At 59.5% G+C, this 24,004-nt stretch carries 25 protein-coding genes; 12 read left to right on the plus strand and 13 right to left on the minus strand.

Going from position 1 to position 24,004, the window contains the following annotated elements; all coding sequences use genetic code 11:
* Positions 1–21: 21 nt before the first annotated feature.
* Entirely contained in the window at positions 22–915 is an 894-nt protein-coding gene (locus ABWL43_RS21125; protein WP_404484115.1) for a LysR substrate-binding domain-containing protein, read from the minus strand.
* Positions 916–1,018: 103 nt separating this feature from the next.
* On the opposite strand from ABWL43_RS21125, the gene ABWL43_RS21130 reads away from it, so the two are divergent.
* Entirely contained in the window at positions 1,019–2,236 is a 1,218-nt protein-coding gene (locus ABWL43_RS21130; RefSeq protein WP_404484118.1) for an MFS transporter, read from the plus strand.
* Here the strand turns inward: ABWL43_RS21130 and ABWL43_RS21135 are convergent.
* The 3 genes from ABWL43_RS21135 to ABWL43_RS21145 all read right to left on the minus strand — a co-directional run bounded on the left by ABWL43_RS21135 (position 2,148) and on the right by ABWL43_RS21145 (position 5,136).
* A complete protein-coding gene (locus tag ABWL43_RS21135; RefSeq protein ID WP_404484121.1) occupies positions 2,148–3,590 on the minus strand; it encodes an NCS1 family nucleobase:cation symporter-1 in 1,443 nt (480 codons plus the stop codon). The two genes, ABWL43_RS21130 and ABWL43_RS21135, sit on opposite strands and share 89 nt — an antisense overlap.
* Before the next feature lie 198 nt (positions 3,591–3,788).
* Positions 3,789–4,187, minus strand: a complete 399-nt coding sequence (locus tag ABWL43_RS21140; protein ID WP_242195716.1) for a DUF2177 family protein — start codon at positions 4,185–4,187, stop codon at positions 3,789–3,791.
* Between the two features lie 112 nt (positions 4,188–4,299).
* Positions 4,300–5,136 (minus strand): S1 RNA-binding domain-containing protein, encoded by an 837-nt coding sequence (locus ABWL43_RS21145; protein ID WP_017134857.1) that lies wholly within the window; start codon positions 5,134–5,136, stop codon positions 4,300–4,302.
* 323 nt (positions 5,137–5,459) lie between these two features.
* Between ABWL43_RS21145 and ABWL43_RS21150 the strand changes: the two genes are divergently transcribed.
* The 3 genes from ABWL43_RS21150 (at position 5,460) to ABWL43_RS21160 (ending at position 7,516) form a co-directional block, all read left to right on the plus strand.
* Positions 5,460–5,639 carry a hypothetical protein gene (locus tag ABWL43_RS21150; protein ID WP_003193095.1) on the plus strand — a complete coding sequence of 60 codons (180 nt, stop codon included), beginning with the start codon at positions 5,460–5,462 and terminating at the stop codon, positions 5,637–5,639.
* Between the two features lie 221 nt (positions 5,640–5,860).
* Complete coding sequence (locus tag ABWL43_RS21155; protein ID WP_145158989.1) at positions 5,861–6,583, plus strand: TorF family putative porin; 723 nt, start codon at positions 5,861–5,863, stop codon at positions 6,581–6,583.
* A gap of 66 nt (positions 6,584–6,649) precedes the next feature.
* On the plus strand, positions 6,650–7,516 hold the full coding sequence (locus tag ABWL43_RS21160) for a DUF6279 family lipoprotein (RefSeq protein WP_262208323.1): 867 nt from the start codon (positions 6,650–6,652) through the stop codon (positions 7,514–7,516).
* A gap of 52 nt (positions 7,517–7,568) precedes the next feature.
* Here ABWL43_RS21160 and ABWL43_RS21165 read toward each other — a convergent pair whose 3' ends face one another.
* Positions 7,569–7,958 (minus strand): transcriptional regulator, encoded by a 390-nt coding sequence (locus tag ABWL43_RS21165; RefSeq protein WP_145158993.1) that lies wholly within the window; start codon positions 7,956–7,958, stop codon positions 7,569–7,571.
* 154 nt (positions 7,959–8,112) lie between these two features.
* Here ABWL43_RS21165 and ABWL43_RS21170 point away from each other — a divergent pair, with 154 nt between their 5' ends.
* Positions 8,113–8,388 (plus strand): hypothetical protein, encoded by a 276-nt coding sequence (locus tag ABWL43_RS21170; RefSeq protein WP_262208326.1) that lies wholly within the window; start codon positions 8,113–8,115, stop codon positions 8,386–8,388.
* A gap of 49 nt (positions 8,389–8,437) precedes the next feature.
* Here ABWL43_RS21170 and ABWL43_RS21175 read toward each other — a convergent pair whose 3' ends face one another.
* Positions 8,438–9,784 carry a DEAD/DEAH box helicase gene (locus ABWL43_RS21175; RefSeq protein ID WP_106576386.1) on the minus strand — a complete coding sequence of 449 codons (1,347 nt, stop codon included), beginning with the start codon at positions 9,782–9,784 and terminating at the stop codon, positions 8,438–8,440.
* A 193-nt stretch (positions 9,785–9,977) separates the two neighbouring features.
* Between ABWL43_RS21175 and ABWL43_RS21180 the strand changes: the two genes are divergently transcribed.
* Positions 9,978–11,276, plus strand: coding sequence for a mechanosensitive ion channel family protein (locus tag ABWL43_RS21180; RefSeq protein WP_404484126.1), 1,299 nt, complete (start codon positions 9,978–9,980; stop codon positions 11,274–11,276).
* Between the two features lie 110 nt (positions 11,277–11,386).
* Here the strand turns inward: ABWL43_RS21180 and ABWL43_RS21185 are convergent, their stop codons facing one another.
* The 3 genes from ABWL43_RS21185 to ABWL43_RS21195 form a co-directional block, all read right to left on the minus strand.
* Positions 11,387–12,253, minus strand: coding sequence for a carboxylate/amino acid/amine transporter (locus tag ABWL43_RS21185; protein WP_404484129.1), 867 nt, complete (start codon positions 12,251–12,253; stop codon positions 11,387–11,389).
* A 203-nt stretch (positions 12,254–12,456) separates the two neighbouring features.
* Entirely contained in the window at positions 12,457–13,056 is a 600-nt protein-coding gene (locus ABWL43_RS21190; protein ID WP_145158999.1) for an FMN-dependent NADH-azoreductase, read from the minus strand.
* A 151-nt stretch (positions 13,057–13,207) separates the two neighbouring features.
* The gene (locus ABWL43_RS21195) at positions 13,208–13,522 is read right to left on the minus strand and encodes a 3-phosphoglycerate kinase (protein ID WP_404484131.1); all 315 of its coding nucleotides are present in this window, start codon (positions 13,520–13,522) and stop codon (positions 13,208–13,210) included.
* Positions 13,523–13,571: 49 nt separating this feature from the next.
* Between ABWL43_RS21195 and ABWL43_RS21200 the strand changes: the two genes are divergently transcribed.
* From ABWL43_RS21200 to aqpZ, 5 genes are all read left to right on the plus strand, one after another.
* Positions 13,572–14,495: a LysR family transcriptional regulator gene (locus ABWL43_RS21200; protein WP_145159004.1), complete on the plus strand. Its 924-nt coding sequence runs from the start codon at positions 13,572–13,574 to the stop codon at positions 14,493–14,495.
* Between the two features lie 14 nt (positions 14,496–14,509).
* Positions 14,510–15,313, plus strand: a complete 804-nt coding sequence (locus ABWL43_RS21205) for an alpha/beta fold hydrolase (RefSeq protein WP_369301302.1) — start codon at positions 14,510–14,512, stop codon at positions 15,311–15,313.
* A 3-nt stretch (positions 15,314–15,316) separates the two neighbouring features.
* Positions 15,317–15,880, plus strand: a complete 564-nt coding sequence (locus ABWL43_RS21210; protein WP_404484135.1) for a peptidylprolyl isomerase — start codon at positions 15,317–15,319, stop codon at positions 15,878–15,880.
* Between the two features lie 82 nt (positions 15,881–15,962).
* Complete coding sequence (locus tag ABWL43_RS21215) at positions 15,963–17,795, plus strand: ABC transporter ATP-binding protein (protein WP_404484138.1); 1,833 nt, start codon at positions 15,963–15,965, stop codon at positions 17,793–17,795.
* 280 nt (positions 17,796–18,075) lie between these two features.
* Entirely contained in the window at positions 18,076–18,777 is a 702-nt protein-coding gene (aqpZ, locus tag ABWL43_RS21220; protein WP_145159012.1) for an aquaporin Z, read from the plus strand.
* 11 nt (positions 18,778–18,788) lie between these two features.
* Here the strand turns inward: aqpZ and ABWL43_RS21225 are convergent, their stop codons facing one another.
* Positions 18,789–19,913: a GNAT family N-acetyltransferase gene (locus ABWL43_RS21225; protein WP_242195746.1), complete on the minus strand. Its 1,125-nt coding sequence runs from the start codon at positions 19,911–19,913 to the stop codon at positions 18,789–18,791.
* Positions 19,914–20,194: 281 nt separating this feature from the next.
* Here ABWL43_RS21225 and ABWL43_RS21230 point away from each other — a divergent pair, with 281 nt between their 5' ends.
* A complete protein-coding gene (locus ABWL43_RS21230) occupies positions 20,195–21,517 on the plus strand; it encodes a putative porin (RefSeq protein WP_242195749.1) in 1,323 nt (440 codons plus the stop codon).
* A 119-nt stretch (positions 21,518–21,636) separates the two neighbouring features.
* Here ABWL43_RS21230 and ABWL43_RS21235 read toward each other — a convergent pair whose 3' ends face one another.
* From ABWL43_RS21235 to ABWL43_RS21245, 3 genes are all read right to left on the minus strand, one after another.
* Complete coding sequence (locus tag ABWL43_RS21235) at positions 21,637–21,870, minus strand: anti-sigma factor (RefSeq protein WP_106576374.1); 234 nt, start codon at positions 21,868–21,870, stop codon at positions 21,637–21,639.
* Positions 21,864–22,478: an RNA polymerase sigma factor gene (locus tag ABWL43_RS21240; protein WP_064453547.1), complete on the minus strand. Its 615-nt coding sequence runs from the start codon at positions 22,476–22,478 to the stop codon at positions 21,864–21,866. The genes ABWL43_RS21235 and ABWL43_RS21240 overlap by 7 nt, the downstream gene beginning before the upstream one ends.
* A gap of 130 nt (positions 22,479–22,608) precedes the next feature.
* Complete coding sequence (locus tag ABWL43_RS21245; protein ID WP_404484143.1) at positions 22,609–23,730, minus strand: beta-ketoacyl-ACP synthase III; 1,122 nt, start codon at positions 23,728–23,730, stop codon at positions 22,609–22,611.
* Positions 23,731–24,004: the final 274 nt, after the last annotated feature.

Genomic DNA, 24,004 nt, shown 5'->3' on the forward strand with positions numbered 1-24,004 from the left:
ATTCAAATCCTGACGGATCGTTCAAGCAATCGCGCGCGTGTCCTGCAATAACTCGCCTTTGCCTTCCTGCTGCAGGTCAATCCATGCATTGAGGTTAGCGCCGAGCATACCCTTTCGCCACATCAGCCAGGTCGTTGCAGTAGCAAAAGGCCCCGTCAGGGGATGAACGGACACGCTGTCCTTGCCTGGCAGGCTCTCCAACATGGATTCAGACATCAACGCCACACCGGAACCGGCAATCACGCAGGCGAGCATGCCCTGATAGGACTCAATCTCGATGGCCCGGCCCATGGCCACGCGCTCGTGGGAAAACCAGGTCTCCAGCCGGGTGCGGTACGCGCAACTGCGGCGAAAGGTGAACACCGAGCGCCCCGCTACATCCTGCGGCCCGCGCACGGGCGGGTGATCAGCCTCGCAGATCAACACCAGGCGCTCTTCGCACAGTGGCACACCGTCCAAGGTGGCGATGGTCAGCGGGCCATCGACCAATGCCGCATCCAGACGCCCAGTGATCAAGCCTTCCAACAGTTCACCGCTGGGCGCCGACTGCACTTGCAGGTTCACCATCGGATAAGCCTTGTGATAGCGCGCCAACAACCTCGGCAAATGAATCGCGGCGGTGCTGTACATGCTGCCCAACACAAAATCGCCGGCCGGTTGCCCGCCCTGGACGGCGCCGTGGGCGTCATCGTGCAGCGCGATCAGACGGGTGCTGTAGTCCAGCAGCACTTTGCCGGCGGGAGAAAGCTGCAAGCGTTGACGCTCGCGCACAAACAGTTCCACGCCCAGTTGCTCTTCCATTTGCTTGAGCCGTGTCGACAGGTTCGACGGCACACGGTGCAAGCGCTCGGCCGCGCGGGTGATGGAGCCCTCTTCTGCCACGGCCTGGAAAATCCGCAATTGACTGAACTCCATACCTTTCTCCAAAACTGAACAAGTTACTCACTATTATTCATTTTTACAGAAAGTCAATTCGCTTTAGCCTGAAGGTCTTCGCGTGCTTGCAGGAAACCAGAACATGTCGCCGCTGATTCGCTTACTCGCCAGCTTTGTCGCCCTGATGATGGCCATGGGCATTGGACGCTTCGCCCTCACACCACAGATGCCGCATCTGCTGAGCGAAGGGCAGATCGACCTGACCGGCGCAGGCCTGATCGCTGCCGCCAATTACCTGGGCTACTTTGTTGGCGCGGTGGATTCGATCTTCGCCCGCAGCCACCACCACGTGCGGGGGCGGATGTACGGCGGGTTGTGGCTGTGCGTACTGCTGACGCTGGCGTCGTATTGGGCGCAAGGGTTTTGGCCGCACCTGCTGCTGCGCTTCGGCACGGGTGTCGCGAGTGCCTGGGCGTTGGTGATGATCACCAGTTTGAGCCAACCGCTGGCAATTGCCGCCGGCCGTCCACGCTTGGGAGCCCTGGTATTCGCCGGGCCAGGGCTGGGGATTTTGCTCACCGGTCTACTGGCTTTGGGCTCGAACCTGCTGGGACAAAGTTCGGCCTCACTGTGGCTGGTGTATGGCGTGGTGGCGTTGGTCATGCTGCTGGCTATCCTGCCGTTCTTGCCTCAGCCGATGCCCGCCGTCGCACACACCGCCAGTGCAGGCAGCAATCAAAGCATTGCGCACCTGTGCTGGATCTACTTTCTGTACGGTCTGGGCTACATCATTCCGGCGACCTTCCTGTCGCAGATGGCCAGCGCGCAATTCAACGGCACCTGGCAGGCGGATCTGTTCTGGCCATGCTTTGGTCTGGCGGCTGCCGTTGGCGTGGTCGGGGTGAGCTTGCGCCGCAATAACACGCACACCACCCGCCGCTGGCTGATGACCACCTTGTGGCTGCAAGCGACCGGCGTGTTTGCCTGCTTGCTGGGCAACGGCTGGGGCCTGGCGCTGGGCGTTTTGCTGTGCGGTACGCCGTTCCTGGCGTGCATGATGCTGGTGATGCAACGCCTGCGTGAGGTCGCGCCCCACGGCTATCAGCGCAGCACCGGGCTGCTGACCGCCAGCTTCGCCATCGGTCAATTGAGCGGCCCGCTGCTGGCCTCGGTGAGCAGCCACCTGAGTGGCGGCCTGCAACCGGCCCTGGTGATTGCCGGCGCAGGCCTGCTGGTGGCCGGCGCGCTGCTGCTGCGCCCTACTGTCTCACTCAGCCAGCCACCAGTGGCGCCGGTACGCGAACCTGTTCTCGGCGCGTCAGCACCAGGAAAAACAGCCCACCCAGGAAGCAGCCGGTAAACCAGGCGAAGTTGGCCATGTCCTGCAACGCCGGGGTGAAGGTGATCGCAACGCCCGCCAGCGTCGCGGGCACCAAGGCTTTGACCGCGGTCCAGTTCACGCCGCCGTCGAAGTAATAGCGCCCGCTGGGGCTGTCATCGAACAACGCGTCCACATCGATCTTCTGTTTTTTGATCAGGTAGAAGTCCACCAACAGGATGCCGAACAACGGCCCGATACACGCCGCGAGGATGTCCAGCGTGTAGTGAATCATCAGCGGGTTGTTGAACAGGTTCCACGGGGTGATGAAGATCGACGCCACCGCCGCAATCATCCCACCGGCGCGCCAGCTGATTTTGCTCGGCGCGACGTTGGCAAAATCAAACGCCGGCGAGACGAAGTTGGCGACGATATTGATGCCGATGGTGGCGGTCACGAAGGCAAACGCGCCGAGCAGCACGGCCATGCTGTTGTCGATACGCGAAACGGTGGCAATCGGGTCATGCAGCATTTCGCCAAACACCGGCAAGGTGCCCGAAACGATAACGACGGTGACCAGTGAGAACGCCAGGAAATTCACCGGCAGCCCCCAGAAATTACCGCGACGCACGTCGTGCATGCTGCGGCAGTAGCGGCTGAAATCGCCGAAATTCAGCGTTGGCCCGGAGAAGTAGGACACTACCAGCGCCGTCGCCACGATCACCTGCCCAAAAGTCTGCCAGCCCGAGAGGGATTTTTCCGCCAGGGTAAAGCTGATATTCGCCCAGCCGGCCTTCCACACAATCCAGCCGGCCAGGGCAAACATCACCGCGTAGACCACCGGCCCCGCCCAGTCGATAAAGCGCCGGATGGATTCCATGCCCGCCCAAAATACGGCGGCTTGCAATACCCATAAGCTGAGGAAACTGAACCAGCCCAAGTAGGACAGGCCTGCAAAATGCGGCTCTGCATATACCGCAATCTGCGGGAAAAAACGCAGCACCACGATGATCAGGGCACTTGAGGCCAGATACGTTTGAATCCCGTACCAGGCCACCGCGATCAGGCCGCGAATCACCGCCGGAATATTTGCTCCGAACACGCCAAAGGCCAGCCGGCAGATGACCGGATACGGCACCGCCGCTTGCTGGCTCGGCTTGGCGACAAGGTTGGCAATCAACTGCACGATACAAATACCCGCCAGCAAGGCGATCAGCACCTGCCAACTGGCCAGCCCAAGCGCGAACAAGCTGGCGGCAAACACGTAGCCGCCGACGCTGTGCACGTCACTCATCCAGAAGGCGAAGATGTTGTACCAGGTCCACTTTTGCGGCAGCGGGCCCAGGTCCTGGTTGTACAGGCGCGGGCTGTAGCCTTTGGGCAATTGTTCGGTCATCGCTTGGCTCCTCGAAATACCGGCCTGCGCTGCCGTAACGGTGTGCATACGGGAGGCGGCCTGGTTTGTATACGAGGTGTTCAGCAGAATGCGTGCCAATGGCACACAATCCCTCTGGAACGGTGCTCCAAAGGGATTCAGGAAGCGCTAAAGGATGGGGCTTCGCTCAGCAACGGTGCACGTGGATCCTGTACACAATCAGCGTTGCACCCGATGTGCACACAGGTACCCGACCGTGCAGCAAATGGCAGTCAGGACGGTACCCCAAGCCATATCCATGAGCGCCAATTCAGCGGACCAGCCCTGCAGCGTCGCCCAATTGCTCAGGTCATACGTGCCGTAGGCCACCAGACCAAGCAGGGCTCCCAACCGCGCTGCGCGCTGCCAACTGCCGCTCGGCAGGACCACAAACACCACACACCCGATGGCATACAGCAGGTAGAACACCACGGCGGGGAACAGGCGCGGCTGATCGAGCATCAGCGAGCCAAGCAGGGATTTGTAGGTCGGGCCCATGAGGACGCCGAGCCAGAGGCCGTCGAGCACCAGAAACGCAAGCAAGGTGCCGAGGTAAGCGAACAGGGTTTTCTTGGACATTGAAGCGACCTCTGCTGGAGCTGGCTTGCCAGCGCTGGCATCCCTCAGGACACCACGAAAACCACTGGCCTCGTCGCCGGCGAGCCGGCTCCTACAGAAGAACAAAGCGCACTCAGCTTAGTTCAATGCGATCCGCGTGAATCACAATCTGACCTTGCTTGTAGAGCGCACCAATGGCCTTTTTGAAGTTGCCTTTGCTGACACCGAACAAGTTGCTGATCACCGCCGGGTCGCTTTTGTCGCTGACCGGCAGAGTGCCGTTGTTTTCACGCAACTTGGCAAGAATCTTCGAGTTCAGGCTGGAGGCCGCTTCCTGCCCAACCGGCTGCAGGCTCAGGCTGATGTTGCCATCGGCGCGAATCTCTTTGATAAAGCCTTTCTCTTCCTTGCCCGGGCGCAGGAACTTGAACACTTCGTTTTTGTGGATAAGGCCCCAGTGCTTGTTGTTGATGATTGCCTTGAAGCCCATGTCGGTGGCTTCGGCCACCAGCAAGTCGACTTCCTGGCCCACCTGGTAGTTGGCCGGCGTCTTGTCCAGGTAGCGATCCAGCCGCGCGGTGGCGGTGATGCGCTTAGTGTGCTTGTCGAGGTAGACGTGCACCACGCAGTATTCGCCGGCGGTCAGCTGACGTTTTTCTTCTGAATACGGAAGTAACAGATCCTTGGGCAAACCCCAATCGAGGAATACACCAATGCTGTTGACTTCGACGACTTTCAAACTGGCGAATTCGCCGACTTGAACTTTCGGCTTTTCAGTCGTTGCGATAAGTTTGTCGTCGCTGTCCAAGTAAATGAAAACGTTAAGCCAGTCTTCATCTTCACTGGGAATATCTTTCGGGATATACCGATTAGGCAAGAGGATTTCGCCATCTTGCGCACCGTCCAGGTACAAACCAAAGTTAGTGTGTTTTACCACTTGCAAGCTGTTGTAGCGCCCGACTAAAGCCATTTCCAAATACCCTCGTTACGTGGGCGGCATTCTACCCGAGTTGCGCCCGGCACGCGCGCGCACCTGAAAAATCGCGGGCTGGCTTGGCGTTCCAGTGGCACCGCCCCACTCGTCAGATCAAATCCTTGAATTTTGCCGCCAGCCAGGCACTGATCCCTCAAGTGGTTTCGAATTAAAACAGTAAGTTAGGCGACTATTTCACCGACAAACTTCGATAATTACCGCCTGACCCAACAATTCCCAGGGGATATTTGCCAAGCAATTGTCAAGTATTTCCTGTACGATGCCTGGCCAAGTTAATTTTCTACAGGTTAGTGGCCGCCATGCGCGTAAAAGCATCCAACAGCAAAGCAAAGCCAGCTCCAGCCGTTGAAACCAGCGAATCGATCAACAGCCAGATTGCTGCGTTCCTCAAGTCCGGCGGCGAAATCCAGCAAATTGCCAAGGGCGTCAGCGGCCAGACTTTCGGCCCGTCCAAGCAAATCAGCCTGGGCAAAAAGTAAAACCCGCGCAACATCCGCCCGCGTTGCACCTAGTCCCTAAGCGTCTTGCCCTCAAGGCGCCAGGACTAGAGCTCGAAATACCCTCTGTGCATCACCCTGCAGTGCGCTAATCGACGAACGGGCCTCACCTTCAGGCGTTCGCCGGTATGCTTGCACACGTCTAGTACGGGCATCTGCCCGATTTCCTCTGTCACTGCTCCTCGCTTTTCATGGAGTGAAGCATGCTCAAGCCCTGCTTTTTTCTGATAACTGCCCTTGCGGCAACCCCTTTAGCGCAAGCGCAGGTTTTCCAGCGTGAACTGGGCGATTTCGACCTGAAACTGGGCACGACGCCAAGCCGCAGCATGGCCCAAGGCCTGGTAAAGCCGACTGCCCCCGGCAGCGACTCATTTCACGGCGGGCTGGACCTGAGCCATGACAGCGGCCTGTATATCGGCCAGTTCTCACCGAATATGGGGCTGTCGTCGGCCAATAACCTTGAAGTCGATTCCTACCTGGGTTTCAAACGTCCCTTCGACAAAACGCTGGGTTACGAAGTCGGCTTGATTCACTACAGCTACCCCAAGCTCAGCCCTCTGGACAGCCAGGAGTTCTACGGCGGCCTGAACCTGCTGGGCAATCGCTTCGGCGTCTCCTTCAGCAACGACCCTGATCGCCAGGACAGCACGTTGTTCGCCGACCTCGGCGGCACGCAGCCTTTCGGCATCGGCGTCAGCGTGAAGTACACCACCCATCAGTTGGGCACCCCTGCCTCGGTGGAAGGCGGCTCGATCAGCAGCTTCAGCGATTGGTCGGTGCAGTTCTCCCGTGCGTGGAAAGGCATCGACCTGGACCTGATCTACAGCGATTCGAGCCTCAGCGGTGGCGACTGCTCAGCCTACTCCGGACACAATTCGCAATGCGACGGCCTGTTGACCTTGAAGGCGGCGCGGTCGTTTTATTGACGGGCTGAACTGTCGCACCTCGCTCAGGTTCACATGCATTAACCTTCTCTGCGCAAGGACTCGCCCATGCTGCGTCGGCTTAAATTACTGGTGGTATTGCTGACCCTGAGCCTGGTGCTCGCCGGCTGCAATCGCGTGGGCCTTGCCTACCGCAATCTGGACGTCATTATTCCCTGGACCCTCAACGACTACCTGGACATGAACGCCGGGCAGAAGAGCTGGTTCAACGACACACTCAAGGACCACCTGGCCTGGCATTGCACCACTCAATTGCCGGGCTACCTGGACTGGCTTGATCGCCTGCAACAGATGGTCGACAACAATCAGGTCACCGACGCCGCACTGCAAACCCGTACCGTCGAGGCCAAACAGGCGATAGCCGAGGTGGCGCGGGAAATCACGCCGTCAGCCATCCAACTGCTGCAAGGGTTGGATGACCAGCAGGTCAAGGAAATGAGCGACGCCCTGGCCAAGGACCTGCGCAAGCGCCAGGACGAATACCTCAAGCCGCCCTTGGCGCAGCAGATCAAGGAGCGCGCGCAACGCATGAGCAAACGCCTGGACGCCTGGATCGGCCCGCTCAGTGCCAGCCAGCAGAACCGTGTGACGGCCTGGTCTACCGCTTTGGGCGAACAGAATCAGGAATGGATCGGCAACCGCGCCCGCTGGCAGGCGCAATTCATCGCTGCGGTGCAGCAGCGCAAAAGCGCGGACTTCCCGCAGAAGATGCAGCAATTATTGGTGGATCGCGAAAGTCTGTGGACCCCGGAATACAAGGCTGCCTATGCGCGGACGGAAACGGCGGCGCGCAGTCTGATTGTCGACCTGATGGCGGAAAGTACGCCGCAGCAGCGCATGAAACTGACGCAAAAAATTGACGGTGTGCGCAGCGATTTCAAAGCCCTCAAATGCCTGAAGGCTACCGCCAACTGAGGTTGGCAAGGGGGACAAGTCCCCCTCACTCAATTGATCGGCGGATTGCCTGTCAGGCAATTTGCGCCTTCGACGCCACTTCATCAAACGTCGCCGGCTCCAGCGCATCCGACTGGTCATCGAGCACCTGACGCGGGTGGTCATTGCCGGGGATAGAGCTGTCAATCAGCGCCAGCAGTTGCGCGCCGCGCGCGGTCAGGATGAAGTTCTCACCGTTTCCGCCCTCTTCTTCTGGCCGCGACTCAATAAACCCGCGCTTGAACAGCAGCGCCTCATAATCTGCGGCGGTCTTTTTCAGCGTGTCCAGGTTACCGGTGGCTTCACCCGCCGTGGCCTTCTCGGCAGCTTCCTGCTCGGCATACTTGCGCGGGGCAAAGCTGCCTTCGCCGTTCTGCACTTCATGCAGCAGACGTTCGATCAAATCCCAATTGTAAGTCGTCATCCTGATTCCTCCTGCAGGCCGGTAGGAAAGTAGCCCGTCTACAGGTGTGACATGCCCCGTCACTGGCCGTTCAGCTGGATAGACCGCCGTCATTTCTCTGAACTTTCCAGACGTTCGCCACCTCAACTGAACACACTGCCAAGGAGGTCCGACCATGAAAACCCTGATGAACCTGGCCATCGCCGCCACGCTGCTGACTGCCCTGCCCGCTTGGGCCTGTACACCTGAAGAAGCCACGGCAAAACGTGAGCAACTGGCGCAGGAGGTGACCAGGCTCACCCAGCAGAACCCCGCCAAAGCCAAGGAAATGAATGCAGAGCTGCAGAAAATGGATATGGACACAACCTCTGCCGACCTGCCAGACAAATGCCAATTGATCGATCAGCGCCTTAAAGACCTGGATAAAGCAGCCGCCGAGACAAAAAACTGAAGCCCAAAAAAAACCGGACATCGTCCGGTTTTTTTATATCGGTGCAGCCTTATTCGGCAGCCGGCGCTTCTGGCTTGCGGCGCTTGAGCGGCGCCATGCCGTCCTTGCTGACGAGCGACAGGTTGTCGGTCTTCGGCCGGTTGGCAATTTTGCGCTTGGTCGGCGACTTGGCACCGGCTTTCTTCTTGTCGCCCTTGGCGTCGACTTTTTTCTTCTTCACGCCAACCGCTTTGCCCGACGCCTTGACCTTCTTCGGCCCGGTGTAGGTGCCTTTGACTTCCTTGATGGTGCGGCGCTCGAACGACTGCTTGAGGTAGCGCTCGATGCTCGACATCAGGTTCCAGTCGCCATGGCAGATCAGCGAGATTGCCAGGCCATCATTGCCGGCACGCCCGGTACGACCGATACGGTGCACGTATTCGTCGCCGCTGCGCGGCATGTCGAAGTTGATGACCATGTCCAGGCCGTCCACGTCCAGACCGCGCGCAGCCACGTCGGTGGCCACCAGGATCTTCACGCCGCCAGCCTTCAGGCGGTCGATGGCCAGCTTGCGGTCCTTCTGGTCTTTCTCACCGTGCAGTACGAACGCTTTGTAATCCTGTGCCACCAGGCGACCGTAGATACGGTCCGCCGCAGCCCGGGTGTTGGTGAACACGATGGCCTTCTGATAGGTCTCGTTGGCCAACAGCCAGTTGAGGATCTGTTCTTTGTGCACGTTGTGGTCGGCGGTAACGATCTGCTGACGCGTGGTGGCGTTCAGGTCGCTGACGTTGTTGACCTGCAAGTGCTCAGGGTTGTTCAAGACCTTGGCGACCATGTCACGCAGGGTCGAGCCGCCGGTGGTGGCGGAGAACAGCATGGTCTGCTGGCGATTGACGCATTCGGCCACCAGGCGCTGCACGTCATCGGCAAAGCCCATGTCGAGCATACGGTCGGCTTCGTCGAGCACCAGCACTTCAACTTCCTTGAGGTCGAGGTTGCCGGCGTTGAGTTGCTCGATCATGCGGCCTGGGGTGCCGATCAGAATGTCCGGAACCTTGCGCAGCATGGCGGCCTGAACCTTGAAGTCTTCGCCACCGGTGATCAGGCCGGATTTGATGAAGGTGAACTGCGAAAAGCGCTCGACTTCTTTCAAGGTCTGCTGGGCCAGCTCGCGGGTCGGCAGCAGGATCAGGGTTTTGATGCTGACGCGGACTTTGGCCGGGCCAATCAGTCGGTGCAGAATCGGCAGGACGAAAGCGGCGGTTTTGCCACTCCCGGTTTGAGCCGTCACCCGCAGGTCACGCCCTTGGAGCGCGAGCGGGATGGCCGCTGCTTGCACAGGCGTAGGCTCGACAAATTTAAGCTCGGCCACGGCTTTGAGCAGGCGTTCGTGCAGGGCGAATTGGGAAAACACGGGTGCTACCTCGAAGAAATACAAAATATCAGCTGCATAGGGTAACGGTTTCGGGCGTCCAAACCGAGTTTCTTTACGCGAACGGGGCTAATCAGCTGCTTTTTTGTCAGCTCATTTGTCTACAACGTCAACTTTGTCGCACTTAAATGCTCTAATCGGCCCGTGTTGTCTTACAGAAGAATCGGTTTCACCCATGGATATCAAACAGTTCTGGCTCAACGTCCAAGACCTTTGGGGCGCCCTCGATCAACACCCGCTGCTGCATGCGAGCCTGGGTTTGCTGGTGTTGCTGGTAGTCGCCCTGCTGCTCGGCCGGGTCGCGCGCTACCTCATCCTCCACGCCGCCAAATTGCTTGGCCGGCAACCGGCGCTGCACTGGCTCAATGACCTGCGGCACAACAAAGTCTTCCACCGCCTGGCACAGATGACGCCGTCCCTGGTGATTCAGTTCGGCCTGTATCTGGTGCCGGACCTGAGCAAAACCGCCACGCTGTTTATCGGCAACGTCGCCCTGGCATTCACCATCCTGTTCATGACACTGGCCGTGAGCGCCCTGCTCAATGCGCTGCTGGATATCTACGCACGCACCGAACATGCCCGCACCCGCTCGATCAAGGGCTATGTGCAATTGGCGAAAATGGTGCTGTTCGTGTTCGCCGCAATCATTATCGTCGCCACGTTGATCGACCGTTCGCCGCTGTTGCTGCTGTCAGGGTTGGGTGCGATGTCGGCGGTGATTCTGTTGGTGTACAAGGACACTCTGCTCTCGTTCGTCGCCAGTGTGCAATTGACCAGCAACGACATGCTGCGGGTCGGCGACTGGATCGAGATGCCTCAGGTCGGCGCCGACGGTGATGTAGTGGACATCACGCTGCACACGGTCAAGGTGCAGAATTTCGACAAGACCATCGTCTCCATTCCTACCTGGCGCTTGATGTCAGAGTCGTTCAAGAACTGGCGCGGCATGCAGGCGTCCGGCGGTCGCCGCATCAAGCGCAGCCTGTACATCGACGCCAGCGGCGTGCGTTTTTTGCGTGACGATGAAGAAGTGCGCATGACCCAGGTGCACTTGCTCACCGACTACATCAGCCGCAAGCAGGCTGAGCTCAAGGCGTGGAACGAGGCCCAGGGCAATAGCGCGCAACTCTCTGCGAACCGCCGCCGCATGACCAACCTGGGCACCTTCCGCGCCTATGCCCTGGCCTACCTGAAAAGCCACCCGGACATTCAGCCGAACATGACCTGCATGGTGCGCCAGATGCAAACCACCGCTCAGGGCGTGCCGCTGGAAATTTACTGCTTCACGCGCACCACGGCGTGGGCGGATTACGAGCGCATCCAGGGGGATATTTTTGATTACCTGCTGGCGGTGCTGCCGGAGTTCGGTTTGAGCCTGTATCAGCAGCCAAGTGGCAATGACTTGCGCGCGGGTGTGTTGCCGGCGGTATTGGGGGCCAGTCATCTGCCGACCCTGGAACACAGCGCGGTATAACACCACCGACCTTCTGTGGGAGCGGGCTTGCTCGCGAAAGCGGAGAATCAGTCAACCGATCACTGACTGACCTACCGCCTTCGCGAGCAAGCCCGCTCCCGCAAAGGGGTTCAAGATTGGGCTAACTCTTTACGTACGCCCAACCGGCTGATCCACACCGCCGCCAAAATCACCAACCCGCCCAACGCCAGCCGCCCCAGCGGTTCATGCTGGTTCCAGATCAGCAAGTTCAGCAGCAACCCCACCGGCACATGCAGGTTGTTCATCACCGCCAGGGTGCCGCCGTTGACCAGGCAAGCGCCCTTGTTCCACCAGTACATGCCCAACGCGGTGCTGACCAACGCGAGGAACACCAGCACGCCCCATTGCAGGGGCGCTTGTGGCAGGAAGTCGGCCTTGCCGAACAGCAGGAATGCCGGCAACACCACGATCAAGGCGCCCAGGTAGAAGTAGCCGAAACGTCGGTAATGCGGCAGGTCGCTTGGATAACGCGCCACCAGATGTTTGTACATCACCTGCCCGGCGGCGTAGGTGAAGTTGGCCAGTTGCAACAGCAAAAAGCCGCCGAGGAAGTGCGGCGTGATCTGGTCAAAGCGAATCACTGCCGCGCCGCCCACCGCCACCAGCGCAGCAATGAGCGCCCAAGGATTGAAGCGACGGTTAAGCGCGTCTTCGATCAGCGTCACGTGCAACGGCGTGAGGATGGTGAACAGCAGCACTTCCGGCACCGTGAGCACCCGAAAGCTCAGGTACAGGCACACGTAGGTCACACCAAACTGCAGCGCGCCGATCACCAGCATGCCACGCATGAACCTTGGCTCTACCGAGCGCCAGCGGGTCAGCGGGATGAACACCAGCCCGGCCAGCACCACGCGCACCAGCACGGCGAAATAGCTGTCGACGTGACCGGCGAGGTATTCGCCGATCAAGCTGAAGGAAAAAGCCTGAATCAGGGTGACAACCAGTAAATAGCCCATGCGCGCCTCGTTTCGAATGGGCGCGACTTTAAGGGTTTTCGGTGGTTGAAGAAACTCGAGGCAAAAAAAACCCGACCTCGCTAAAGCGGCAGTCGGGCAGGAGCACTCAGGAGCAACAAGTGCAAAGGGAGGTTCGATACGCGTACTTGAAGGGTTTGCGTGGAGCGATATAAACACCGCGCGATTATGTGACGATTAAACGATCAAGCCACCTGTGCCAGCAGCGCCTTGGCGTGGTTAATGCCTTTTTCCTGGAAGTCCCCGCTCAGGTTCACCCCTTCAGCATGAATGAAGGTCACGTCGTGAATACCGATAAAGGCCATGACCTGACGCAGGTACGGTTCCTGATGATCGGAGCTGGCGCCGGTGTGGATGCCGCCGCGCGCGGTCAACACAATCGCGCGCTTGCCAATGAGCAAACCCTGAGGGCCGGTGGCGGTGTACTTGAAGGTCACACCGGCGCGCAACACGTGGTCCAGCCAGGCTTTGAGGGTGCTGGGGATCGCGAAGTTGTACATCGGCGCCGCCATCACCAGCACATCGGCGGCAAGCAGTTCGTCGGTCAATTCGTTGGAGCGGTCCAGGGAGGCCTGTTCGATGCCGCTGCGCTGTTCGGCGGGTTTCATCCAGCCGCCGAGCAGGTTGGCGTCCAGGTGCGGAACCGGGTTAAGCGCCACGTCACGCAGGGTGATCTGATCCGTCGGATGAGCGACCTTCCATTGGCTGATGAATTGCTGGGTCAGCTGACGGGAGATCGAATCCTGTTGGCGTGCGCTGCTTTCGATGATCAGAACATTGGACATGGCTGGGTAGGCTCCATCTGTAAATGCTGTAAGGCGATGGAGAAAAGATTAACCAGGGCTCATTCGATAAAAAAGCGCAAAAAACTGCTACAACCCATCTAGAAATTTGTTTATAAGCGGAGTATTGCTGTGAGCATGCTCCGCTGCTGCTTTATTTTGGGGCACATGCCAGCGCGATACGCATCTTGATAATGGCGCGACTGAACTTGACCGTGGTGTTGGTGCTTTTGCCCGCCGCCACCGTGACCTTGCGATTACGCGGCGATTCCGGGCCGTTGGTGAAGGTTACCGAACACACCGCGTCATTGGTGTCGTAGTTGTTTAGCCGGATCGAACTGATGTCGCCGTCCACGTCGGTCGCGGTGTAGTCCACTTGCACGCCGTCGATCTTTTTCGTGACGTCGATGGGGTAGGCAAATGCGCTCATTGGCAGCAGCGCCAGCAACACACAACAGAATTTTCTCATTCGGCAGTCTCCAATAAGGACCGCCAGCTTAGGACAAGAGGAGCTCATCTTGAAAGCGCCCCGCGTTACCCTCGATCAATGGCGCACGCTGCAAGCCGTGGTCGACCACGGCGGCTTCGCCCAGGCGGCTGAAGCGTTGCACCGTTCGCAGTCTTCGGTGAGTTACACCGTTGCTCGCATGCAAGACCAACTCGGCGTGCCGCTGCTGCGCATCGACGGGCGCAAGGCGGTGCTCACCGACGCCGGTGAAGTGTTGTTGCGCCGCTCGCGGCAACTGGTGAAAAACGCCAGTCAACTGGAAGACCTTGCCCACCACATGGAACAGGGTTGGGAGGCTGAAGTGCGGTTGGTCGTGGATGCCGCTTACCCCAATGCACGCCTGGTGCGCGCCCTTACCGCCTTTATGCCGCAAAGCCGTGGCTGCCGCGTGCGCCTGCGTGAAGAAGTGCTGTCGGGCGTCGAAGAGTTGCTGATGGATGGCATGGCCGACCTGGCGATCAGCGGGTTCATTATCCCCGGCTACCTGGGCACGGAAATGAGCGATGTGGAATTTATCGCCGTGGCCCACCCGGACCATTCGCTGCATCGCTTGAACCGTGAGCTGAGCTTCCAGGACCTGGAAAGCCAGATGCAGGTGGTGATCCGCGACTCCGGCCGCCAGCAGCCGCGAGACGTGGGCTGGCTTGGCGCCGAACAGCGCTGGACCGTCGGCAGCCTGCCCACCGCCGCGACATTCGTCAGCAGCGGCCTGGGCTTTGCCTGGCTGCCCCGGCACATGATCGAGCGCGAACTCAACGATGGCCTGCTCAAGCAGCTACCCTTGGAAAAAGGCGGCAGCCGCAACCCGACGTTTTATCTGTACGCGAACAAGGACAAACCCCTGGGCCCAGCCACACAGATCCTCGTGGAATTGCTGCGCACCTTTGACACCGCCCCCCTGGACGCGCCTTACGCCGCTCCCCAGCAAGCCTGAAACGGAGTTCATGCATGGCCTGGTTCGACCATGAAGGCTGCAGCCTGCATTACGAGGAATACGGCCACGGCAGCCCATTGATCCTGATCCACGGCCTGGGCTCCAGCAGCCAGGATTGGGAATTGCAGATTCCGGTGTTGGCCCGCCATTACCGCCTGATCGTGGTGGATGTGCGCGGTCACGGGCGCTCCGACAAACCTCGCGAGCGCTACAGCATCAAGGGTTTCACCGTCGACCTGCTCGCCTTGATCGAACACCTGAACCTGCCGCCCGCTCATGTCGTGGGCCTGTCTATGGGCGGCATGATCGCCTTCCAGCTGGCGGTGGACGAACCTGGCCGGGTCAAGAGCCTGTGTATCGTCAACAGTGCGCCCGAGGTCAAAGTGCGCAGCGCCGATGATTATTGGCAGTGGGCCAAGCGCTGGAGCCTGGCGCGAGTGCTCAGCCTGGCCACCATCGGCAAGGCCCTGGGTGATCGGCTGTTCCCCAAACCGCACCAGGGCGACCTGCGGCGCAAGATGGCCGAACGCTGGGCAAAAAACGACAAACGTGCTTATCTCGCCAGTTTCGACGCGATTGTGGGCTGGGGCGTACAGGAACAACTTTCCAGGATCACCTGTCCAACCCTGGTCATCAGCGCCGACCACGACTACACACCCGTGGCGCAAAAAGAAATCTATGTAAAACTGCTGCCCGATGCGCGACTGGTGGTGATTGAAGATTCCCGCCATGCCACGCCTTTGGATCAACCCGAAGTCTTTAACGCTACCCTGCTCGATTTTCTAAAGACAGTCGAAACCACTACCCAGGATCACTGACCCATGTTGAAAAAAATCGCCTTCTTTGCCGGTTCTGTTTTGTTCGCCGCCAACCTGATGGCCGCCGAGCCCGCCAAGGCGCCTCACGTCCTGATCACCACCACCAATGGCGACATTGAAATCGAACTGGACCAGGTCAAGGCGCCGATCAGCACCAAAAACTTCCTGGCCTATGTCGACAAAGGCTTCTACACCAACACGATTTTCCACCGCGTGATCCCGGGCTTCATGGTCCAGGGCGGCGGATTCACCGCGCAGATGTCGCAAAAGCCAACCGAAGCACCGATCAAGAACGAAGCCAGCAACGGCCTGCATAACGTACGCGGCACCCTGTCGATGGCCCGCACCAATGACCCGAACTCGGCCACCAGCCAGTTCTTCATCAACGTGGCCGACAATGCCTTCCTCGATCCGGGCCGTGACGCCGGTTACGCCGTGTTCGCCAAAGTGGTCAAAGGCATGGACGTGGTCGATATCATCGTCAACTCGCAGACCACCACCAAGCAGGGCATGCAGAACGTGCCTATCGATCCTGTTCTGATCAAGTCGGCCAAGCGCATCGACTGAGGTCTGCAGGTAGCTCCGCGCATGGCCCACAAGGCCACGCGCGCATTTGAACAGGAGAGCCCGCCATGCGGGCGTCAACCTAATGCTCTATCGTCGTTTTGAACAACTGATCGATATTTTCCGCGCTGCCCCCAGCGACGCCCCGCCCGACAAAGTCCTGCCCTTCTACCTCTATTACCTGCGCCAGGTGTGGCCAAGCTTTGCCGCCTTGCTGATGGTAGGCCTGATCGGTGCGTTGATCGAAGTGGCGTTGTTCAGCTACCTGAGCCGCATCATCGATCTGGCCCAAGGCACACCGCCCGCCAACTTCTTCCAGGTTCACAGCGCCGAGCTGATCTGGATGGCCGTGGTCGCCCTGCTATTGCGCCCGATCTTCAACGGCTTGCATGACTTGCTGGTGCACCAGACCATCAACCCCGGCATGACCAGCCTGATTCGCTGGCAGAACCACAGCTACGTGCTCAAGCAGAGCCTGAATTTCTTTCAAAACGATTTCGCCGGGCGTATTGCCCAGCGCATCATGCAAACCGGCAACTCCTTGCGTGACTCGGCGGTGGCGACGGCGGAAGCCATCTGGCACGTGTCGATCTATGCGGTCAGCGCCCTGGTGCTGTTTGCCGAGGCCGACTGGCGGCTGATGATTCCGCTGATCACCTGGATCGTCTGCTACAGCCTGGCCTTGCGTTACTTCGTGCCGCGCGTGAAAGAGCGCTCGGTGATCTCCTCTGAAGCGCGCTCCAAACTGATGGGCCGCATCGTCGACGGCTACACCAACATCACCACCTTGAAGCTGTTCGCCCATACGCAGAATGAGCAGGAATACGCCAAGGAAGCGATCATCGAGCAGACCGAAAAAACCCAGTTGGCCGCCCGCGTGCTGACCAGCATGGACGTGACGATTGCCATCTTGAACGGCCTGCTGATTGTCACCACCACCGGCCTGGCTCTGTGGCTGTGGACCCAGTCGCTGATTTCCGTGGGCGCGATTGCCCTGGCCACCGGCCTGGTGATTCGTATCGTCAACATGTCCGGCTGGATCATGTGGGTGGTCAACGGCATTTTCGAAAACATCGGCATGGTGCAGGACGGGCTGAAAACCATCGCAGCGCCGCTGGCGGTCACCGACCGCGAGAATGCCCCGCGCCTGAACGTGCCCCATGGCGAAGTACGCTTTGAGCAGGTGGATTTTCACTACGGCAAAAAGAGCGGGATCATTGGTGGCTTGAACCTGACGATCAAGGCCGGGGAAAAGATCGGCCTGATCGGCCCGTCCGGCGCGGGCAAGTCGACCCTGGTCAACCTGCTGCTGCGCCTGTACGACCTGCAAGGCGGGCGCATCCTGATCGACGGGCAGAACATCGCCGAGGTCGCTCAGGAAAGCCTGCGCGCACAGATCGGCATGATCACCCAGGACACTTCGCTGCTGCACCGTTCGATCCGTGACAACCTGCTGTACGGCAAGCCGGATGCGACCGATGAAGAGCTGACGGCCGCCATCCACAAGGCCCGCGCCGATGAATTCATTCCGCTGCTGTCGGACGCCGAAGGGCGTACCGGGCTGGACGCCCATGTGGGTGAGCGCGGGGTCAAACTCTCCGGTGGGCAACGCCAGCGCATCGCCATTGCGCGGGTGCTGCTCAAGGACGCGCCGATTCTGATCATGGACGAGGCCACCTCGGCGCTGGACTCGGAAGTGGAAGCGGCGATCCAGGAGAGCCTGGAAACCTTGATGCAAGGCAAGACGGTGATAGCGATTGCGCACCGGTTGTCGACTATCGCGCGAATGGACCGATTGGTGGTGCTGGAGAAAGGGCAAATCGCCGAGACTGGCAGCCATGCCGAGCTGCTCGCCCATGGCGGGTTGTATGCCAGGTTGTGGCAGCATCAAACCGGAGGCTTCGTCGGCATCGACTGAGGCTGACAACCCTGGCCCCTGTGGGAGCTGGCTTGCCTGCGATAGCGCAGTGTCAGTACCAAATTGGCTGCCTGGCACACTGCAATCGCAGGCAAGCCAGCTCCCACACTTAACAGCGTCAGGCAGCCTATTCTTCAGGCCCTGGCGCTTTTTTATGGCCTGGACTTGCCCACAAACCCTGCTTCAATCAAAGCAGTGCCCAGACGGGCGCTGAAGTAAATCTGCAGGGAGCATCATTGATTTACTGATTGGGTAGAGCGATCTATCAAGGACGTGTTGCATGTCTTTGTTCAAACGTTCAATCACAGAGGGGTTGGGTACGTTTTGGCTGGTGTTGGGCGGTTGCGGGAGTGCGGTGTTGGCCGCAGCGTTTCCCGCCGTCGGGATCGGGCTGTTGGGTGTGGCCCTGGCGTTCGGGCTCACGGTGTTGACCATGGCGTTTGCCATCGGGCACATCAGCGGCTGCCATCTCAACCCTGCCGTATCAGTAGGCTTGGTAGTGGGCGGGAGGTTCCCGGCCAGGGAGTTACCGGCTTATATCCTCTCGCAGGTTATCGGCGGCACGGTCGCCGCTGCGCTGTTGTACTTCATTGCCAGCGGCAAACCCGGGTTCGAACTGGCATCGGGCCTGGCTGCCAATGGCTATGGCGAGCATTCGCCGGGCAGTTACTCAATGGCAACGGGGTTTGTCTGTGAGCTGGTGATGACGGCGATGTTCGTGCTGATCATCCTTGGCGCCACAGACCGTCGTGCCCCAGCGGGCCTCGCGCCCATCGCCATTGGCCTGGCCTTGACCCTGATCCACTTGATCTCCATCCCCGTGACCAACACCTCGGTCAACCCGGCCCGCAGTACCGGCCCGGCGCTGATTGTCGGCGGGTGGGCGCTTCAGCAGTTGTGGATGTTCTGGCTGGCGCCCATTTTGGGTGCTGTGATCGGCGGCGCGACCTATCGATGGCTGGGCGAGGAGGACCCAGCCTGAGGTCAAGGGGTTCAGCCCTGCCGATAAGGCAGGGCTGTCCTCGCTTCTTCGGCATACGCCAGAATCCCCACGCGCTCGCGCTCGAGGAAATCTTCCACGGCATTCTTCAGGCCCGGATGGCGCAGGTAGTGCCACGACCGGGTGATCACTGGTTCAAACCCGCGAATCAATTTGTGCTCGCCTTGGGCGCCGGCGTCGAAGCGCTGCAAGCCGTGAGCAATGGCGTAATCCATGCCCTGGTAGAAGCAGGTTTCGAAATGCAGACGATCGAATTCCGCCAGGCAGCCCCAATAACGCCCGTAGAAGCTGTCGCCACCGATCAGACTGAAGGCCATCGCAACCGGGCGCGCGCCCTGTTTAGCCAGCACCACGCGAATCGCTTCGGGCATGCGCTCGGCCAGCAGGCTGAAAAACGCCCGCGTCAGGTACGGCGACTGGCGGCGCACGGCGTAGGTGTTGGCGTAGCAGGCGTAGACAAAATCCCACTGCGCTTCGCTCAACTCATGGCCTTGCAGCCATTCGAACTCGATGCCCTGCCCCGCCACTTGCTCGCGCTCCTTGCGCATTTGTTTGCGCTTGCGCGAACTCAAGGCGTCAAGGAAATCCTGGAAGTCGCGATAACCGCGGTTTTGCCAATGAAACTGGCAGCCCAAGCGCTGTAACCAACCTGGATGCTGCGCCAAGGCTTGGTCGGCCAGAGGATCAGTGAAATTGATGTGGGCGCTGGAGAGCCCTTCGATTTCCAGGTAGCCCGGCAGGCTGTTCAGCAGCTCGAAGCCATCTTCGGCGCTCCTGGCCAGCAAGCGCGGCCCGCTGACCGGGCTGAACGGCACTGCGGTCAGCAACTTTGGGTAGTAATCAATGCCTGCCCGCTCACACGCATCGGCCCAACCGTGATCGAACACGTACTCACCGTAGGAATGCCATTTGCGGTAGCTGGGCATTGCTGCCACCAGGCGATCGCCTTCCCAGTGCAGCAAATGCTCAGGCTGCCAGCCCGATTGCGGGCCCAGGCTGGCGCTGTCTTCCAGCGCACTCAGGAATGCATGCCGCACAAAGGGTTGGGCCTGCGGCACGAGGGCATCCCACACCTGCGGGGCGATTTCGGACAGGGCGTCCAGGCGTTGCAACGGCATCGGCATCCTCACTACTTCAGGGCGTGAAAGCCTGGCGAGTATCGCTTATCGCTGGCCTTCGCACACGCTCAAATGGCACGACAAAGGCCGAATCAAATAGTTCCTTCTTAAATATTTTGTCATCTACATGACATCACTTAGCCACTGCCCCGTCATAAGTGATCGTGATACTGACGCCTGTTTTTAGAGCGCCTGGTTCTAGCAGGCGGCTATTTTCCGTCCGTCATCGGTCGGTTGTGTCCTGGGTGGTTTGCCATCCCTCCTCACTTTCGGAGATTGATATGCGTCTTGCTTCCACTAAAACTGCGGCGGCCCTGTGTGGCGGCCTGTTGCTGGTCCTGAGCGTTCCGGCCAGCGCTGCAGTCGACGCTAAATTGCTCGACATGCTCAAGGCCAACGGCCAGATCACCGCTGCGCAGTACACCGAACTGCAAGCGGAATTGGCCAAGGACCAGAAAGAAAAGCAGATCGCACAGCAAGCTCAACAAGAGACCAACGAGCAGATCGCGGCCACCGCGAAAAAAACCAATGACCTGAGCGTGTTCGACCAGAAACTGGCCTGGGCCGCGCGCACTCAACTCAAGGGTGACGTGCGCTTCCGTCAGGAAACCGTAAAGATCCAGGGCGAATCCAACAACGGCGGGCGTGATAAGGACCGTCAGCGCATCCGTGCCCGCCTGGGCGCCTACACAGAGGTCAACTCGCAGGTCGACACCGGCATTCGCATTGCGACCGGCAGCAGCGACGACGCGCGCTCCACCAACCAGGACCAGGACAACTACTTCGACAAGAAGTCGATCTGGCTGGACCTGGGCTACATCGACTACCACCCGGACCAGATCAAAAACCTGCACGTGATCGGCGGCAAGATGCTGCAGCCGTGGGTCAACATGGGCGACGTGATCTGGGACAGCGACATCAACCCGGAAGGCCTGGCCCTGACCTACAAATACCCATTGGGCAGCAGCGCCGAGTTGTTCGGCAGCATCGGCAACTACAACCTCAAGGACAACGTCGACGGCGACGGCGTGCAATTTCGTCACGACCTGCGTCTGACGTCCGGCCAGCTGGGCACGCGGTTCTCGGTGACTGACAACTTGAAAATGACTCTGGGCGGCAGCGTCTACGCCTACCAGAACGACAAGGACAGCCGCTGCACGACCACCACCACGCCTTGCGCATTGGCGGTCAACGGCAACTCGGCCGACAACCAGTTCCGCCTGTACGAAGGTTTCGCCCAGGCCGACATCGGCGGCCTGGCAGTGCCGTTGGCGTTCTATGGCCAGTACGTGAAAAACAACGACGCCGTGACCGATCAGGACACTGCCTGGTTGATCGGTGCCAAGTCCAAAGTGTTCGGCTTGAACCTGGACTACAACTACCGCGATATCCAGCGTAACGCCGTGGTGGGTGCCTTCACCGACTCGGACTTCGCCAACGGCACCACCGGCTCGCGCGGTCACAAGATGAAGGTCAGCTACGACATCGACAAGAACTTCGCCCTCGGCGCCACGTACTTCCTGACCAAGGCTGACTATGCCAGCCGCACGCAGCGTGATGCCAACACCAACACCCTGCAGTTGGATGCTGAAGCCAAGTTCTAATGAGTGTGCAATAAACCTTGGGCCAGGACGGCCCGAGGTGGTTTCAACAGCCTTGCGTGGGTGGATCGCCCCTCATCATCCGTTCGCCCCGCCCACGCGAGTCTGCATTGTTCGCGCTTTTACTGATCTTTCAGCCGCTCGGCCACCAGCCGGTCAGCCAATGCGTCCACATCTTTTACCGGTTCTTCCGGCATGATTTTCAACGTCGCCTGCATCAGGCGCATCTGACGGATAAATCGCCGGCAGTTAGGGCAAAACATCAAGTGATGACGCACCAGCAGACGCTCGCGAAAGGTCAATTGCCCATCGAGGTAGTCACTGGAACGTGCCACTTGTTCTTTGCAGGTCAACATTCGCCCGTTTCCTCAAAATGCTCCACCGTGGCGAAGACTTTAAGCCGTGCCCGATGCAACAGCACACGGACATTGGAGAGCGAGAGCGTTAGAAGATTACAAATCTCTTCCAACTCCAGGCCTTGGCGCTCACGCAGCACCAGCACGCTGCTTTGCAGCTCCGACAAACTCAGCAACGTATGCTCCAGGCACTTGCGCAATTCATCCTCGGTCAGCAACGCCTCCGGGGTGTCCTGGTGCCAGGCGTATGGGGCGACGGCCCAGTGGCCATCGTCGGGGACGAAGCGATCGTCACCGATGGTGCCGTGAGGTGAGGGCAAATCGTCGAGCAACACTTCCCGGCGATTTTGTTTATAGCGGCCCTTGGCAGAGTTGGCGGTGATGGTCAGCAGCCAGGTCTTGAGGCTGGAACGCCCTTCGAACTTGGCCAGGTTGCGCACCACCGACAACCACGCGTCCTGCACCACTTCGTCGGCGTGGCGCTGGCCGACGATGGCGTAGGCCACTGCGCGCATGGCGCTCTGGTAGGTGGTGACCAATTCCTTGTAGGCGCGCTGCTCGCCCTTGAGCAGCCGTTCCAGCAGGTGCGCGTCGTCGGCTGCTGCCATCGTTTACCTCAATCCTGCTGTGGAAATCCGATACCTGTGGGAGCTGGCTTGCCTGCGATAGCGGCGGTGGCGACACTATCGTCATCGCAGGCAAGCCAGCTCCCACATTAAATCTGGCCAAATCCAACGATTAGCGTTTACGCAGGATCACGCTGCCGATCGAGTAACCCGCACCGAACGAACTGAGCACCGCCACGGCTCCTTTTGGCAAGTCGTCCTGGTAGGTGTGAAACGCAATCACCGAACCTGCCGAACTGGTATTGGCGTAGGTGTCGAGAATTACCGGCGCTTCTTCCACCGAGGCTTCGCGGCCCAGCAGCTTTTTCACGATCAGGTGGTTCATGCTCAGGTTGGCCTGGTGCAGCCAGAAACGCTTCACATCGGTCACATTCAGCTGGTTTTCGTCCAGGTGCACACCGATCAGTTCGGCAACCATCGGGCAGACGTCACGGAAGACCTTGCGACCTTCCTGTACGAACAGCTTGTCCGGCGCGCCGATGCCCTCTTCCGCCGTGCGGTTGAGGAAGCCGAAGTTGTTGCGGATGTTGTTGGAAAACTTGGTCAGCAGTTTGGTGCTCACCACGTCGAACTGATGCTCGGAAGTCGCCAGGTCGGCGCGCTCGAGAATCACGGCCGTAGCCGCATCACCGAAGATGAAGTGGCTGTCGCGATCACGGAAATTCAGGTGGCCGGTGCAGACTTCCGGATTGACCATCAGGATCGCCCGCGCCTGGCCCAGCTGGATGCTGTTGGCGGCGTTCTGGATACCGAAGGTCGCCGACGAGCACGCCACGTTCATGTCGAAACCGAAGCCTTCGATACCCAGCGCTTCCTGGACTTCGATGGCGATGGCCGGGTAGGCGCGCTGCAGGTTGGAGCAGGCGACGATCACGCCGTCGATGTCGGCGGCAGTCTTGCCGGCGCGCTGCAGGGCCTGCTCGGCCGCGCCAACCGCCATCTGGCAAAGCACCGACCACTCGTCATTGCTGCGCTCAGGCAAACGCGGGGCCATGCGCTGCGGGTCGAGAATACCGTCCTTGTCCATGACAAAACGGCTCTTGATGCCCGATGCTTTCTCGATAAAGGCCGCGCTGGACTCAGTCAGTGCCAGGACCTCACCGCGCTCGATGGCGGCGGCGTTGTCAGTGTTGAACTGCTGAACATAGGCATTGAAAGACTGCACCAGCTCTTCGTTGGAAATGCTGTCGGCCGGGGTGTACAGGCCAGTGCCGCTGATGACGACGTTATGCACGGTCGTTCCTCTAAATCTGTCAGGCAGAAGATATTGGTACCGTCGTACCAAACTTTAAGTCGTTCGATTCCGTCCAGCGGGCATCAAACTGGCAACGCTTTATTCCAGTACGCCGCGGCTGCACACCAGCCCATCACGACGATCCCGGCATTTATGACCGCGAAGTTTGCCACAACCTCGGGGATTTGGCGCCATTTCCCGGATAAACCCGGTACTGACTGTGGGCGCTGGCTTGCCTGCGATGGCATCCCAGTGTCTTGACTGATACACCGCG

Origin of the sequence: Pseudomonas sp. HT11 (genome assembly GCF_044875395.1) — a bacterium.
Taxonomy (GTDB): Bacteria; Pseudomonadota; Gammaproteobacteria; order Pseudomonadales; family Pseudomonadaceae; genus Aquipseudomonas.